We start from the raw sequence: 15201 nt of genomic DNA, 5'->3' as shown, positions 1-15201 counted from the left end.
CGTTCAGGGATCGGCGGAAGCATCTTTGGTGACACCTCATTCATATGCCATATCGTGGTGCCCGCGATCGCCTTGACGCTGTCAAAAAGGGAAGCGATGGTGTGGAAATCGACCGCACCTGTGCCCGGCACCGGGCAGGGGCGACATGTTTCCTACGATCGCGGGCCGTGGATGTGGTGTCGGAGGTGCTGGAGATGGACTCGGAGATCGACGGCGGCGCAGACCTGACGGAGTCCCGGCTCACCCGGCGCGGGTCCGTGGACCGGTTCCGGCTACCCGACACCTTGCCGCTTCCGCTGGTCCAGGTAGTGGCGGACCGGCTGACATACAGCGTCGAGGGCATCGGCGGGATCCGGATCGACACCGAACCGCCGGAACTGGTCGTCACCCACGAGGGTGGCCGGTCGACCGAGAAGTTGGCGGAACTCGTCGGCGAGTTGGTCGACGAGTCGATGCGGACGAGGTTGCGAGGGAGTCGGGTGATCCGGCGGACCGGGCCGGACGACCCGAGGCAGGTTCCCGATCACCCACGGCCCCGGCGGGTCGACCCGGACGACGCCGCGACGGCCCGGTCCGTACTGCACCGGGCCTTCGACCTGATGTTTCTCGACGTCGGTCGGGAGTTCGCCGCCGCCGAGCGGCGGTACCCCGCGCTGATCGAGCTGGAGGTCATGGACCGCTGCCGGTACATCGCGCTGTTCCCGCAGAATGCCTATCTCGTTGACGAGTTCCCCCACCAGCGCGACCTGCTCGGCCGGATGCGGGACGGTACCGCGCATCCGGAACAGCTCCGCCGGCCCAGCCGGTTCATGCTCAACCCGGCACTGTGCTTCCACGTGTACGCCGAGTTCCAGGGCAACCGACTGGACGGCACCACCGTGTTGACGACCACCGGTGAATGCTTCCGGCACGAGGCGCCTTGGCGGTTGGACGCCTTCCGCCTGCCGTCGTTCACGATGCGGGAGATCCCGTTCCTGGGCCCGGCCGCCGACGTCGACCTGCTGCGCGACTCCCTGCTGGAGCGGGTCTGGGAACTGTTCGTCGGGCTCGGCTTCCAGGGGCGGGTCGAGACGGCGACCGATCCCTTCTACTACTCGGAGGATTCGGCGATCCGGCAGCACCAACTGCTCGCGAACGTGAAGTACGAGCTGGTCGCCGACCGACCGGGCGGTGGCACCGCGGCGATCGCGTCGTTCAACAACGTCGGTGACTCACTCTGCCGTCAGTTCGAGGTCGTCGATCCGCAGGGTCGGCCGGCCCACTCCGGGTGCGCCGCCTTCGGCATCGATCGCTGGGCCGAGCTGACGCTCGAACACCACGGTTGGCAGCGGGAGCGGTGGCCGGCCCTGCTGCGGCACTACTGCCGATAGCGCCGCACGGTCCAGGTTGGAAAGGTCCAGTGGTCGCGTTCATGGCAGCTCCGCCCCGTCCGGGGTCGTCCCGCTCGGCCTCTCCGTCAACTGCATCATCGCGGTGGCGGTCTGTAGGACACCGCCGGACAGTGCCACCACCAGCATGGAATGGGTGTCGGCGGGGGGTCCGTCGGTGACCAGGTCGATCTCGTGGCGCAGCTGGTACCGGCCGTACGGCGGCACGACGCACGAGGTGACCGACCCCGGCGGCAGTCCGAGGTTCTTGCGTCGGCGGAACGCGTACCCGACGGTCACCCTCAACTCGTCCGGGGTCCGGCTCACCAGCTCGCGGACGAAGGGAACCCGCGCGTACCGCCGGACGCGGAGGTCGAGGGGGCCGGCGATCTCGATCGGTGGAAGCTGCGAACCGGTCGTCCACCAGACGTCACCACAGCGGCGGCATTGCAGGGTACGCAGGTGCAACGCGGGCTCGACCGGATGCCGCAGCACCACGTCGGCCGCTATCTGCCGTCCACAGGCGGGGCAGTTGGTCAACCGGCTGCGCACCTGCCGGAAGCCCCGGGACCGCCAGCCGGGGTCCCAGCCAGGACCGTGGATGCGCGCCACCAGCCGGTCGACCACCTCGACCTGCACCGAACCGAGGGCGTCGGAGAGCTCGGCGAGCTGTGCCGGCGCCTCGACCGCCGATGAATCCTCACCGAGGCGGCGCATCCGGCTGCGGACCTCCGCCACGGCGTCGTCCGGCAACTCCACGTCCAGCCACCGCAACCGGTCCAGGCGATCCAGAGCTTTTCGTAACCCGATCAACGCCGTGATCACCGTTGTCGAGCGCGCCGGGTCGTCCCGCCGTACCGCCGCCAGGGCGGCGGGAGCGGGCAGTACCAGCGCGGGATCCCCGAGCAACCCGAACCGGGTAAGGGCCGTTCCGCCACCGGCCTCGCTCAACCGGCCCACGATCTCGCCGAGGGGCACTCCCTCGGCCAGGGCGTCCTGGAGCCGCCCGGGCACGTAGCGGTCGGCGAGATGTACGCCGAGGGCACCGACGATCGCCACGGCCGTGCCGTCCAGCAGCCCGAGCGTCACCGACAGGGCTGCCGGGTAGGCGTTGGTCCCGACGGCGATGGCCGAACAGCTCTGCACGAGCACCAGGCGGGCGTGGATCTCGGCGGCCGGGAGCAGGTCGGCCGGGGTCAGGTCGGTACGGAAACAGCCGGCGCCCGAGACGCAGGGCGTCGCCCGTTCTCCCGCCACGAGCGGAAGCGGGACACCGAGCGGTCGGGCGCGACCGCAGATCATGCCGTCCAGCAGACTGGTACAGCATTCCCGCCCCTGCCCGCTGAGCATCACCAGCGCCGCCCGCCGCTCGCGCAGCTGTCCGAGTTCGGCGAACGACGCGGCGTCGGCCTCGGCCGCGCCGGGCAGCAGGGGGTGGGAGGCGACGAACGTCCTGTCCTCGACGCCGGCCTCCACGGTGAGACTGCGGTAGATCAGGCCGGACAGTGCCGCGGGGCTGCGCGCGGTGAGTATCCCGACCGGTACGCCGTCGCGGCCCGGCCAGTCCCCGACCAGGGCGAACTCGGCCGGCAGTCCGACGACGGCCGACAGTGACCCAGGCTCGTTGGCGAGCTCACCCAGCAACTCCTGGGCGGGGACATGCCGGTGCGGCCGGGCGGTGGCGACGGCGAGCAGGCGGGCAGCGGCCCGACTGACCGGGCCGCCGATCGAGACGACCCGGCCCGCCCGTTTCGTCGCGACCACCCGAGGCAGCCGGCGATCGGGCTGGATTGCCCGGTAGCGCTCCAACGGGGGGCCCGCGAGCACCGGGAAGTGGTCACCGGGCGTCCAGCGCTCGGCGGCCGACAGGTATCCCCGAACCGAGCGGAGGATGGCGACCTGGGCCGTGCCCGTCATCGCGCCAGCCCGACCTGTCCGGCGAGGTTTCCGGTCGGCCGGCCCTCGGCCACGACCACCGTACCGTTGACCAGTACCTCGCCGATTCCGGACGGCTGCCGGCCGGGATGCGCGGGATCGAAGTTGGCCTCGATCGCGGCGAGGTCGAGCACGACGAGATCGGCCTTGGCCCCGACCTCTATCGAGCCTCGATCACGGACCCCTGCCTGTCGCGCCGGTGCACGGGTCATCCGGTGGATCGCGTCGGGCAGCGAGAGGAGGTTCCGGTCGCGCACGAACCGGCTCAGCACGGCGGGAGCCCAGCCCCAGTCGGACAGCGAGAAGATGCGACCTGCGACCGGTCCGTCCAACCCGGCCGTGATCCCGTCACCCATCAGGTAGTAGTCCTCCGCCAGCAGCGCCCGGTCCAGTTCGTCGGCGGTCGCCCAGGGCTCCAGGACCGTGACCTCCCGATGGTCCGGACCTGCCGCGCCGAGCAGGTCGAGCGCGGCAGTCAACCCGTCGGAGTCCCGACCCAGATCGGCGAGCGTCCGTCCGACCGACGTCCCGTCCCGGCCGTCACAGACCACGTACGTCTGCGCCGCATGCCGGCTGTGGACCAGTTCCACGAACCTGGGATCCAGCTGCGCCACGATCTCCTTTCGTAGTCGGGGATCGGCCAGCCGACGGCCGGCGGCAACCGGACCGTCCCCGCGTACCCAGCCGGGCAGCACGTTGGCGAGTGGGGTCGGGCCGTGCGAGAAGGGGAAGACGTCGAACCGGACCGGGACCGGCGCCCGCCGGCAGTGCTCCAGCGCACGCTCGTGGGCGTCGCGGTGCGGCCACGCCGGCCGTGGCACGAAGTGTGACAGCTGTAGCCGGCACCCTCCGGCGAGCGCGACGCTCGTCGCCTCACGTACCGCGCCTTCGACGTGTTCGGTCCGGTTGCGGCAGTGCGTCGCGTAGAGGCCGTCGTACTGGCCCGCCTCCTTGCCGAGCGCCCCGAGTTCTCTGGCGGTGGCGTAACAGCCGGGCGCGTACTCGAGACCTGTGGAGAATCCGGCGGCGCCCGCCTGCATGGCATCCCGGAGCATGGCGGTCATCTCCGCCAGTTCGGCGTCGGTGACCGGGCGGGGCGCGAAGCCCGCGACCGCCAGCCGCAGCATCGCGTGGGAGACGAGCGGAAAGACGTTGATGCCCGTACCGCCGGACGCCAGCACTTCCAGGTATTCCGGGAAGCTGTGCCATGCCGGTACCCCCGGGTCGGACACCCGGCCGCCAGGTGCGTTCGCCGCGAGCTCGACCTGGCCGCCACCCGGCGGCACGGCGCCGTAGCCGCAGTTGCCGGTGACCACGGAGGTGACGCCCTGCAACAGTGCGCTGTGGGCGCGGGGGTCCAGGACCAGGGATAGGTCGGCGTGCGAGTGGATGTCGAAGAAACCGGGCACCACGAGCCGACCCGTGGCGTCCAGGACCCGTCGGCCCGACAACCGGCCCGGCGCCGTCGTCACCTCGACGATCGTGTCCCCGACTATGCCGACGTCGCCGACGTGGCCCGGGCGGCCCGTCCCGTCGACGACCAACCCGCGCGAGATCACGAGATCGTGCGTCCGGCCTACGGGGGCATCGTCGGCCTGGTTCACCGCAGCACGTCCTCGGACGGCACGGCGCGGCACGCCTCGGCCAGCGCCGCGAGTTGTGCGTTGACCGCGAAGGCGCGCGCGTCCAGCACCAACCCGTGCTCGATCTGAAGTCTGCGGATTATCCGTACGATGAGCAGGGAGTGACCGCCCACCGCGAAGAAGTCGTCCTCCGGCCTGATCTCCGGGTCCTTCAGCAGGTCCCGGACGAGGGTGACCACCGCGGCGAGGGCCGTCCCGTCCGCAGGGCCGCCGACGACGCTCACGGCCTCGGCTCCGCCGCAGCGCGATCAGCCGACGGCAGGCCGCGCAGCGCCGCCCGATCGATCTTGCCGATACCGTTCCTGGGCATCTGCGGCAACGGGATCCAGCGCGCCGGGATCATGTAACCGGGCAACCGGGTGGCGACCGCCGCGGCGAGCGCCACGGCCGGGTTCTCCGGCGCCGCACCCGGAAGCGGCACGAAATAGCAGGCGAGGTACGCGGCGGCCGGGCTCTCGATTCGTTCGACGGCCGCGGAGATCACCAGTCCGCTGGCCAGGACCGATCGTTCGACCTCTTCCAGTTCCACCCGGTAGCCGCGGATCTTGACCTGGCGGTCCAGCCGGCCGACGAACTCCAGATCACCGCTCGGCAGGCGCCGGACGAGGTCTCCGCTCCGGTAGATCCGGCCGAACTCGGGGTGGTCGACGAACCGCTCCGCCGAGACGTGGGGCTGGGCGAGATAGCCGTCCGCGACGCCCCTTCCGCCGATGCACAGCTCGCCGGTCTCCCCGGACGGCACGGCGCGGAGTCCCGGGTCGAGCACGGCGAGGTCGTAGCCGTCGAGCGCGGTGCCCAACGGAATCCGGTCCCGGCGGGCGATCGACTCGGCGGTGCAGTCGAAGGACGTCGCGAAGACGGTCGTCTCGGTCGGCCCGTAGCCCAGCACGAGGCGGCGTGGCTTCCCCGCCTCGCACACCCGCCTCGCCGTACCGGGGTCGAGCGCCTCGCCACCGAACACCAGCGTATCGAGCCCGGCGAACGCCGCCGGCTGCTCCCGGGCGACCAGTTCGAGCAGGCCGGGCATGACGAACATGACCGAGAGGCCCGAGCGCTCGATCAGCGGCGCCCAGTCCTCGACCGTCAGCTCGGCGATGGCCGGGAGTACGACGATCGTCGAACCGGAGGCCAGCGGCTTCCACAGTTCGAAGGTTGTCGCGTCGGAGGCTGGGCTGGCGAGCGAGGCCACCGTGTCGCTCGGGGTCAACTCGACCAGCGCGGTGTCGGCGACGAAGTGCGTGACGGCGCGATGGCTCGCCATCACCCCCTTCGGCCGACCGGTCGAACCGGAGGTGTAGGCCACGTACAGCAGGTCGTCGTCCCCGACCGCAAGGTCCGCCGCATCGAAAGATCCGGCATCGTCGCCGTCGGGATCGTCGTCCCCGTCCAGTGGCAGCACGATCCTTGGCACGTCGCTCGCCGGCCGCCACGGGGCCGGCGCCGCGGTCTCCACGATGGCTGCCGCCCGCACGTCGGCCACGATGTGCGCGTTGCGCAGTGGTGGCGACACCGGGTCCAGCAGTACGTACGCCGCCCCGCTGCGTGCCGCACCCAGGACGGCCTCGACCAGCTCCAGGCTGCGGTCCAGGGCGATGACCACGATGTCGCCGCGGCCGATTCCGCGACGGTTCAGGGCCGCCGCGAGGCGGCCCGAACGCCGCCACAGCTCGGCGTACGACAGTGCGCGACCCTGCTGGTCCCGGACCGCGACAGCCTCCGGGCGCTGGCGCACGTGAGACGCCACGAGACATTCGATCCTCATCGGACATCCAACTCCGGCTCGGTCCGCCAGACCGAGGCCAGCACGCTCAGGACCGTTTTGGCGAGGAGATCCGCGGCATCCGGAGTGCACGGACCGACGGCGAGTCTGAGAAAGGGTGGTGTTCCCTCGGCCATCGCGGAAGCCGCCGAGAGCCGAGACGTCAGGAATCCGAACGAGACGCCTTTGACCAGCGGCAACCCGATCGATCGGGCCTTGCGGAGCACCTCGTCGACCACGGGTTCGAGCTGGTCGCGCGAGGCGCGCTCGACCAACGGCATGACCGTCACGTTCGAGCCGGTCCGGCCGACCCGCCGAGCCAGCGCGTGGTCCGGATGCTCCGGAAGACCGGGGAACCGGACTGTGAACCGGTCTGCCGGCAGCCCGCTCTGGAGGCCCCGCGCCACCCGCAGGGCGGACTGTTCCGCCCCGCGCAGCCGGCGCTCGAACTGCTCCGGGCTGAAACGCGGGAACAACTCCGCGGCGTACCGGTCGAGGCCGAGGCCGAGGTTGCGCCGCGCCCGCCGCGCCCTGGCCTCCAGCGCCCGGGGTACCACGACCATGCCCGCCATCGCCATGTCCAGACCGAGCTGTAGATACTTCGAGCAGCTCTCGTAGTACGCCGCGTGGTCCGGCAACATCGCGGTCAGTGCCCTCGCCGTGGCCGCCGGCAGCATCGTCCCGTCGACGACGAGCCACGGCGGGTCGTCCCGCCGGGAGAGCAGCTCGGCCAGCAGTTCGACGTCGACCATCCGCTGCTCGGCGTGGTTTCCCAGCGGGTCGGCGAAGACGGCATCCGATCCGGTGGCCAGGGCCTGCTCGGCGATGGCCGCGGCGTCGTAGGACCCGGCGACGACCGCGCGTCGGCCCAGCCACGACGACAGCATCTCTTCGCCCTCGAAATAGAGGTAGGGCGCGGTGAGCACGGACCGGACGCCGGAGTGACCGAAAAGGGTGCCGCACAGCAGCGCGAAGGCAGCCATGCCCGAACTGGTGAGCAGGACGGTGTGCGTGCTCGGGTCGAGCCCGCACAACCCGAGAATCTGCCGCTCGATCCGCGCGACGCCGGGCTGCTCGTATCGGGCGTAGTTCACTCCTGGCGAGCCGAGGGCCCCGAGGTCGAGGGCGGACAGCGCGGCCGACTGGTCGTAGCCGGGGGAGCGCCACTCGAACGCCAGGCGGGCCGCCACCGCGAGCTGGCTCAGCGCCCGTACCCGCTGCTCGCCGGTCGCCATCGTGTCGGGGCAGGGCTGCCCGGACTCCGACCGGACCTGTGCGTTGACCGCACGCACCAGGCCCAGCGTCGGCTCCTCCAGGGGCAGCGCGTGGTCCCGCGCCAGTACCTCCAGGTCGTCGAGCATCGAGGCGGTCGTGACGGTGTACTTCGTGACCTCGTCGAGCAGGTGACGGGTGAGGTCGAGCTGGTTGCCTTCGACGTCCGGTGTCTCCCACGACCCCCAGTCGGTACGCACCGGCGGCAGCGCGTACGACCGCCGCGACGGCTCCGCGTCCACGGTGCGTCCCATCGTGTCGGCGAGCGCGGCGAGTCGCTGGTCTGACAGGTCGACGGCGGTCATCTGCCAGAAGGTGGTGTGGTGGACGTTACCGCCGCAGACCAGGGTCCCGATCGGGCCCTCGCCCAATCCCAGCTCCTCAGCGCGCAACGCGGCGGCCACCCCGACGGCCCCGGCGCCCTCCGCCAGCAGGGACTCCCGGTTGAACAGGGCGCTGCATCCGGCCGCGATCTCCTCCTCGCTCAGCGCGCAGAAGGTGAGGTTGCGGGCCTCGACCGCGATCTCGACCGTCCGTGACCCGGCGCCGATGTTGGTCGCCAGACCGTCGGCGAAGGTGGGGCGCCGGCCAAGCCGCACCGGCCGCCCCGCCGTCACGTTGGCGGCCAGCGAGGCGAACGCCTCTGGTTCGCAGGCGACGATGGCCAGCGCGTCGAGGCCGAGATACGCGCGGGCGGCGACCGCGCCAGCGAGCAGCCCGCCGCCGCCGACCGGGATCAGCAGGGAGCACAGCCCCGGACGCTGCTCCAGCAACTCCACGACGGCCGTCGCCTGTCCTGCCATCACAGCCGGGTCGTCGAAGGGCGCGAGATAGGTCCGGTCGCTTTCCTCGGCGATCCGTCGCGCCTCGGCCTCCGCCGCTTCGACCGTGGACCCCGCTTCCACGACACCGGAGCCCAGTCGCAGGATCCGTTCCCGCTTGAGTGGGCTGGCGTTCTCCGGCAGTACGATGTCCGCCGTCATCCCGAGCTGGGCCGCGGCCCAGGCCACCGCGAGTCCGTGGTTGCCGGCCGACGGTGCCACCAGAGCGCGATCCCGAGGCAGCCGGGACATCGCGAAGAGCGCTCCGCGGACCTTGAACGAGCCTGTCACCTGGTGGTTCTCCAGCTTTGCCGTAACAGACCGGTTGGCGAACGGGCCCAACCAGTCCAGGTCGCGTACCTCGGTGCGACTCAACCGGGCGCCGACGAGCGCCAGCGCGTCGGGGAGGAGTTCTACGACGGGGTCGATGGCTGCCACTACCGAACACCAAGGACTTCGGGGACGGGGGCCGGGCTCCCGATCGCCCGGATCACGTCGGTGTGGAAGCGCAGGTAGCCGTCGGCGGTAGGGGCCTCCACCTTGTCGAGACTGGCTGGCAGGAGGCTGAAATGCAGGTTCGGGTACGCGTGATGTACCGCATGGAGGTTGAAGTTCCACAACAGGTACTGCAACACCGGCCAGGTACGCACATTGCGAGTGTCGGGTATTCCGTCAGGACTCGGGGGCAGACCGAAGTGCTCGGGCAGCGCTGTCAGGTAGGTGTACAACGGGAAGAGCACCAGCAGTGGCAGGAAGCCGGCCAGGATCGCCGAGACCGGATCGAGCATGGTCCAGGTGACGAGCGCCGCGATAACGAGCGCGGGCATGACAAACCCGGCGGCGGCCCGATTCGACCTGATCGGCTTTCCGAGACTCCCAGGACGGCCCGCGACGGCGACGACGCCCTCTTTCCAGTTGAGCAGGTGCAGCGGGCTCGGCGGCAGTGACCAGCGGACGACTCGCCGGACGTACCCCTCACGGGACGTGAGGTCGTCGAAGTCGAACACCTCTTCGGTATCGGCACCGGTGCCGAGGAATGCGTGGTGAGTCAAGTGGTAGCGGCGGTGAACATCGTGGTTGAGTAGCAGGAGTCCGTGCAGGAATCGGCCCCAGAAACGGTCCACACCGACTCGGTGGAAAAGGTGACCGTGCACGCTTTCGTGAGCCGCGTTCGACACCCCGGTCAATCCGATGACCTGAAGGGCGAGGAGCGGGGCAATCAAGACCGACGCGAGTAGATCAGGACGGAGCAGCCCGATGGCGACCGGACTCAGGGTGGCGGTGAGGGTTACTGCCAGCCGGGTAGCGGACCGCCTCGCGTACGTACGCTTCAGCTCACTCTCCATTGCGGCACCATAACCTCAGGCGTGGTGGGGCCAAAGTGTTCAATACATCTTTCTCCGTGCTGCCCATTCCCTGTCGAGTATTCCCATGACGATCAGTGAGGTGAACCCGCCCTCCGGCTCCGCCATGGCCTCCCGCAACTCTCCCTCCACCACCAGACCGACGGACCGGTAGAGGCGCAACGCGGTGCTGTTGTGCGGCTTCACGTCGAGCCAGACCCGGTGCGCGCCGTGCACCCCGAACGCCCGGTCGAGGAGGGCGACCATCGCGGATCGGCCCACCCCGCGGTTACGGACGCGGTGAAAGACCATGACCCGGCGGAGTTCGATGCTCCGATGCGGGCTGGTCAGCCCGGCAAGGACCACGAAGCCCACCGTCGTCTCCTCGCGGACGATGGAGAGGTGTTCGGTGTCCGGCGAGGCAAGCTGCGCACGGTGCCAACCGACCGACACGTCACCGAGCCAGCGCCGTGTGTCGGATCGGGCCTCGGCGCGCACCATCGCATCGAGTTCCTGCTCGGGGGTCACGCGCAGCAGGACGGAAACGGGCATGGCGGGTTGACTCTCCGCTGGAGATGGCTGCATCGATCGCCTCCGGTGACCCGTGTGCGGGTTTGCCTACGCCGTCGTCCGCCCGGGTCGACCCGGTGCGCACCGGGTCGCCAGACTCGTGGTCAGCCGCTCGACCACCGCGCGGACCACGTCGCCGTCGACCGCGCCGGCACGCCACCGCCCCCGCACTGCCACCGTACGGTCGGGCTCGACGACGGCCTCCAGCATCAGGCTGGCCGAGGTACGTGGCGCGGGTGGCCGGATCGCGGTCACGTCTACCGCGTGCGACCGCGTCGAGGCGCTGGTCCAGTCGTGCAGGGACACCATGACCGTGAACGGTGGGGCCAGCCCGGGGCCGCCAGCGAACCGGACGATCTCGTCGAACGGCGTTCGGGAGTGCGCCAGGCACTGTTCCAGGGTCGCCGTCACGTTGGCCAGCCCGGCCGCCCCTCGGTCGTTCGCGGCCGGCGGGTCCGGTTCGATCGGTACCGCGACCGGGTTGACGAACGGTCCGACGGTGAACCGGAAGCGGGGATCGAGGCGGCCGGAGGCGATCGTCCCGAGGCAGAGTCGGTCGGGTTCGTCGAAGACCTCCGCCAGCGTCCGGGACGCCAGGTGGAGCAGTAGCGCCAGGCGCGCGCGCCGCGTCCGGCCCAGGAAGGATTCGGCGACGGGTCGGGCCAGCGGGCGCATGTGGTCCAACCGGATTCCCTCGCTGGTCACGTCATCCGGAGCCAGCAACCTGGAACCGGGTGACGCCAGCGCGGATCGCCAGAAGGCGAGGTCGGCGGTGGCCCACTCGGCAAGGTGCGCCCGCTCGTGTCGGGCGTAGTCCAGGTATCCCGGTACCTGCCCGGACAGGGCGGCTTCGCCACCGCGATAGGCGCGACCGATCTCAGCCGCCACCAGGCGTCCCGACCACCCGTCGGCGGCGATGTGGTGGAAGCACAGGCAGAGCAGGTGGCGACCGTCGGGCAGCCGGAGGACGCGGCTGCGGAGCGGAGGCCGGGCCAGGTCGAACGGGGTGTCCCACCAGTCGCGGCAGGCCCGGTCGACGAGCCAGCGGTCGGCAAGGTGACGATCGACGACCGCCTCGGGCCCATCCTCGACGGCCGCGACGTGTCTGACCTCGATGTCGTACCGGACGTCCCGGGCCGCCAGCACCCGCTGCACGGGTTCGTCCCCGTCCCACGTCAGCACGGTACGCAGAGCGGTGTGCCGCGCGACGACGGCCCGCACGGCCGCCGCCATCCGGTCCGCGTCGAACGGGTCGCGAAGCCGGTACGCCTGGATGAACATGCTGTCGGCGGCCCCCGGTAGCAACTGCTCGGCAAGGAACAGCCGTGCCTGCGACCGGGACAGTGGAAAGGTGCCGCTTCCGGCAGTCCCGGAACCCCTTTCCACCTCCGCTTGCCGTCCGGCGAGCCGCAAGGTCAGCGGCGCTGCGTGAGCGCCGTGCGGTTCAGGTGGGGAGAGGCTCACTCGGCCGGCTCCATGGTGCGATCGCGTCCCGGCCTCAGGCGGCGGTCGCGGCGGATCCACCGGCGACCGCCACCCAGTTCTGGGCGCGCAGTTCCGCGAGCCGGTCGTGCCGGAACTGGCCCGCCGTACGATCCGGCAGGATCCGCACGTGGTCGGCCGGATGGACGAAGAGCGGCATCGAGATCCGCGAGTCGCCCGCACCGGAGGGCTCCGGCATGACCTGGTGGAGCGCGGCGGGATAGGCACCACCGCTGACCGCCTCGAGCATCTCGCCCACCTGAACCACCAACGATCCCGGTTCCGCGCACACGTCCGTCCACTCGTCGTCGACGAGGATCTGGAGACCGGGCCGGCTGGGGGTCGGCAGGAGCGTCACCAGGTTGATGTCGGTGTGCGCGAGCGCGCGGGGAACTCCGCCCGGGGTGCCAGCCGGCTGCGGCAGATACCGCTGGACGCGCAGCACCGTGGCCTCCGAACCGTCGATCATTCCCGCCGTGGGCATCGGGAACCGCCTGGTGACCTGCGGGTCGCCGTGCAGGTCGAGCCAGCCGAGCAGGGTGCGCGCCAGTTCGTGGGCCTGCCGGAAATAGCGCATCCCGGCGGGGGAAACCTCGGCCGGATAGCGACCGTCTCGGTAGATGTGGAAGAGCTCCTTGCGGTCGCGGTTGATGGGACCGGGCGGCGGCGGTGCCAGATATCCGTCCACTCGGCCCGAATCCATCGCGTACGCCAACTTGGCATCGCTGTCGAGGAAGGCCAACCATTCGTGGTAGATGGTCGGTACGAGGGTCGGGTCGATCGGCGGATTTCGCAGGACGGCAAATCCGGTCCTGCGCAGCGACCGGTCGAACTCTGGGCCCGCGCCGGGCGCTCGGTAGTCCACCTCGGTCAGCGTCATTCCTGCCCTCCGAGTCGTTGCCCAGTTCACCTGTCGTAACGACGCCCCGTCGTCAACCCCGGGCCGGGAGATGACCCGACGCGACAGTGTGGATAGGAGCGGTGCATCTCCTGACGTGTCATTCGGCTCGGCAGGGACGATGACGTTCCTGGTGAGGATCTCCCGCCGTCGCATCGTACGGGGGAGTGTACGGTCCGGCGGTAGCGCTGCTGTTCAACTGCGGAGCCTCCGCAGTTGAACAGCCGGAGCCGCCACGCGGGACGCCGCAGTCGGTTGTCCATGGCGTCCGGGTCCGCGTCCGGGACGTCTCCGTGTCGGGGGCATAAGATCCAGCCGTGGTCGGGACAGCGCAGGACTCCAACGAGAGCCGACGGTTGCCGTCGGCATCCGGATCGTCCGTCTACGACGTTCCCTATGCAATTTTCTTCGAGCGTCATTACACCGGGTGGGTCCGGAACTTTTCGCCGGATCTCGAGAGGTACCTGTCTCGATGCCATGGCGGACCTGGTTCACTGCTCGATCTCTGCTGTGGTTCCGGAGAAACGCTCGACGTCTTCCTGCGTGCGGGCTGGACGCTCGTCGGGGTCGACCTCTCGGCCGCAATGCTCGCACGCGCACGGGCCAAACTGGCGCCCGCGCTACGGTCCGGACGTCTCCGTCTGGTGCAGTCCGATGCGGTGCAGTTGGCGCTCGGCGATCCGGTCGACGCTGTCGTGAGCCTCGACGGTGCGCTCAACCATCTGCTGACGATGGAGCAGCTGCTGATCGCCTTCGAGCGGGTGGGTGCCGCACTGCGCCCCGGCGGTCGATTCGTCTTCGATCTGTTCGAGGCGCCGCACTTCCGACACTGGAACCGCGTCTCGGTGGCGGACGAGGACGACATGATCATGGTGAAGCGGGGCGCCTGGGACGAGACGACCGGTGCGGGAACGCGCCGCATCAGCGGCGCGTTCCGGGACGGTGCTGGCTGGCGGCGGGTGGCCCAGGACCTGACGGCTCGGCACTTCGACGTCCACCAGGTCGAGGCGCAACTCCGGCGCGCCGGGCTACGCCGGGTGGCACCGGGGGTCACCATGCCACCGTGCCCCTGCGGGAGCAGCGAATCGGGAGAATGTCGGACGCTGTTCGAGGCGGTCCGGGACCCGACCCTGGACTGACCGAACCACCCGACGGGCGTCAGTTGGCGGCAAACCTGAGCGCGGCCAGCCACGCGGTGTGCGCGGCCGAGGCGACGACGAGCACCTGGTCACCGTCGTCGAGTGCCCCCTCCTGCTGCATCTGGGCCAGGTCGAGCAGGGGGTCGGCGGCGAAGCAGTGCCCCAGGTCGGCGACTGGTGCGTCGTACCGACGGTCCGGTCCGGACCCCACCGCCATGGTCAGCAGATCACGCGAGGACTTCCCGAGATGGGGAAGGACCAGATAGCGGGAGGGCTGGTCCAGGTCGTTCCGGAGCCGGTCGTAGCCCTGTTGGACGGCGCGGATCAGGGATCGTGCCTGGCTCAGCGGATGCGTCGTCCGCAGGCACCGGGTCTCCCCGGTGACGCCCAACAGCTCAAAGGACCGCGGACCCGGGGTCCTCGTCATCAGCCAGGAGGCCGCACCGTCGCTGAGCACCGACTGCCCGCTGGCCAGGTAGCGGCTGGATGCTGCCCGGTCCGCGGTCACCCCGAGGATCCGGCGTGCGCTCCCGCACGCGAGCAACCCCCGTGCCATATCCATGGCGGTTATCGTGTTCGCACAGGCCGAGCCGCTTACCAGGATGGTTCGCGTGGATTCCAGCCCGGTGAGCAACTGGTAGTCGACCAGCCAACGCGTCATGTCCGGGTGGTCCGCCGAGTCGGTGCACACCAACGCCAGGTCCACGGGTGCGACCTGCGGAGGGCCGCCGGGAGCGCCCGGCGTGACGGAGGCGGCGAGTTCCATGGCGTTCAGGTTCGTCACCCGGCAGAACGCCAGACCTTCCGCGTGGAGGACATCAAGGTGTCCGGCGGTCACGATGTCGGGTACCTCGGTGATCGGCGTCCGGACACCCAGGGATACTCCGAGCACGCTGAGGTAGGCGTTCACCCCTTCTCCTTTCCACCGCGACCGGCTTCGTCAGTTGTCCAGCGACCGCTCTCCGGAACGGG

The 15201-nt window shown here is 70.3% G+C and carries 12 protein-coding genes; 2 read left to right on the top strand and 10 right to left on the bottom strand.

Translation table 11 applies throughout. The annotated features are described in order from the left end of the window. Nucleotides 1-167 precede the first annotated feature (167 nt). A complete protein-coding gene (locus tag Pma05_RS05210; RefSeq protein ID WP_203856113.1) occupies nucleotides 168-1370 on the top strand; it encodes a class-II aminoacyl-tRNA synthetase family protein in 1203 nt (400 codons plus the stop codon). A gap of 39 nt (nucleotides 1371-1409) precedes the next feature. Here the strand turns inward: Pma05_RS05210 and Pma05_RS05205 are convergent, their stop codons facing one another. From Pma05_RS05205 to Pma05_RS05165, 9 genes are all read right to left on the bottom strand, one after another. Further along, nucleotides 1410-3284, bottom strand: coding sequence for an FYVE zinc finger domain-containing protein (locus Pma05_RS05205; protein ID WP_203856112.1), 1875 nt, complete (start codon nucleotides 3282-3284; stop codon nucleotides 1410-1412). Then, complete coding sequence (locus Pma05_RS05200; protein WP_203856111.1) at nucleotides 3281-4774, bottom strand: N-acyl-D-amino-acid deacylase family protein; 1494 nt, start codon at nucleotides 4772-4774, stop codon at nucleotides 3281-3283. Before Pma05_RS05200 ends, Pma05_RS05205 begins: the two co-directional genes overlap by 4 nt. 128 nt (nucleotides 4775-4902) lie before the next feature. After that, nucleotides 4903-5169 carry a phosphopantetheine-binding protein gene (locus Pma05_RS05195; RefSeq protein WP_203856110.1) on the bottom strand — a complete coding sequence of 89 codons (267 nt, stop codon included), beginning with the start codon at nucleotides 5167-5169 and terminating at the stop codon, nucleotides 4903-4905. Further along, nucleotides 5166-6689 carry an amino acid adenylation domain-containing protein gene (locus tag Pma05_RS05190; protein WP_203856109.1) on the bottom strand — a complete coding sequence of 508 codons (1524 nt, stop codon included), beginning with the start codon at nucleotides 6687-6689 and terminating at the stop codon, nucleotides 5166-5168. The genes Pma05_RS05195 and Pma05_RS05190 overlap by 4 nt, the downstream gene beginning before the upstream one ends. Before the next feature lie 14 nt (nucleotides 6690-6703). Next, entirely contained in the window at nucleotides 6704-9235 is a 2532-nt protein-coding gene (locus Pma05_RS05185; RefSeq protein WP_203856108.1) for a pyridoxal-phosphate dependent enzyme, read from the bottom strand. Beyond that, entirely contained in the window at nucleotides 9235-10143 is a 909-nt protein-coding gene (locus Pma05_RS05180; RefSeq protein WP_203856107.1) for a fatty acid desaturase family protein, read from the bottom strand. The genes Pma05_RS05185 and Pma05_RS05180 overlap by 1 nt, the downstream gene beginning before the upstream one ends. A gap of 39 nt (nucleotides 10144-10182) precedes the next feature. Continuing rightward, nucleotides 10183-10692 carry a GNAT family N-acetyltransferase gene (locus Pma05_RS05175; protein ID WP_203856106.1) on the bottom strand — a complete coding sequence of 170 codons (510 nt, stop codon included), beginning with the start codon at nucleotides 10690-10692 and terminating at the stop codon, nucleotides 10183-10185. Between the two features lie 66 nt (nucleotides 10693-10758). Beyond that, nucleotides 10759-12096 carry a condensation domain-containing protein gene (locus Pma05_RS05170; protein WP_203856105.1) on the bottom strand — a complete coding sequence of 446 codons (1338 nt, stop codon included), beginning with the start codon at nucleotides 12094-12096 and terminating at the stop codon, nucleotides 10759-10761. A 112-nt stretch (nucleotides 12097-12208) separates the two neighbouring features. Next, nucleotides 12209-13072 (bottom strand): 2OG-Fe(II) oxygenase family protein, encoded by an 864-nt coding sequence (locus Pma05_RS05165; RefSeq protein WP_203856104.1) that lies wholly within the window; start codon nucleotides 13070-13072, stop codon nucleotides 12209-12211. A gap of 374 nt (nucleotides 13073-13446) precedes the next feature. Between Pma05_RS05165 and Pma05_RS05160 the strand changes: the two genes are divergently transcribed. Continuing rightward, complete coding sequence (locus Pma05_RS05160) at nucleotides 13447-14229, top strand: class I SAM-dependent methyltransferase (protein ID WP_203856103.1); 783 nt, start codon at nucleotides 13447-13449, stop codon at nucleotides 14227-14229. Nucleotides 14230-14248: 19 nt separating this feature from the next. On the opposite strand, the gene Pma05_RS05155 is transcribed toward Pma05_RS05160, so the two are convergent. Further along, nucleotides 14249-15139 (bottom strand): beta-ketoacyl-[acyl-carrier-protein] synthase family protein, encoded by an 891-nt coding sequence (locus Pma05_RS05155; protein ID WP_203856102.1) that lies wholly within the window; start codon nucleotides 15137-15139, stop codon nucleotides 14249-14251. Between the last annotated feature and the right edge of the window lie 62 nt (nucleotides 15140-15201).

The sequence above is a fragment of the Plantactinospora mayteni genome, from assembly GCF_016862935.1.
Lineage (GTDB): Bacteria > Actinomycetota > Actinomycetes > Mycobacteriales > Micromonosporaceae > Plantactinospora > Plantactinospora mayteni.
The sequence above is the reverse complement of the archived record's forward strand: the minus strand, read 5'-3'. Positions and strand labels throughout refer to the sequence as shown.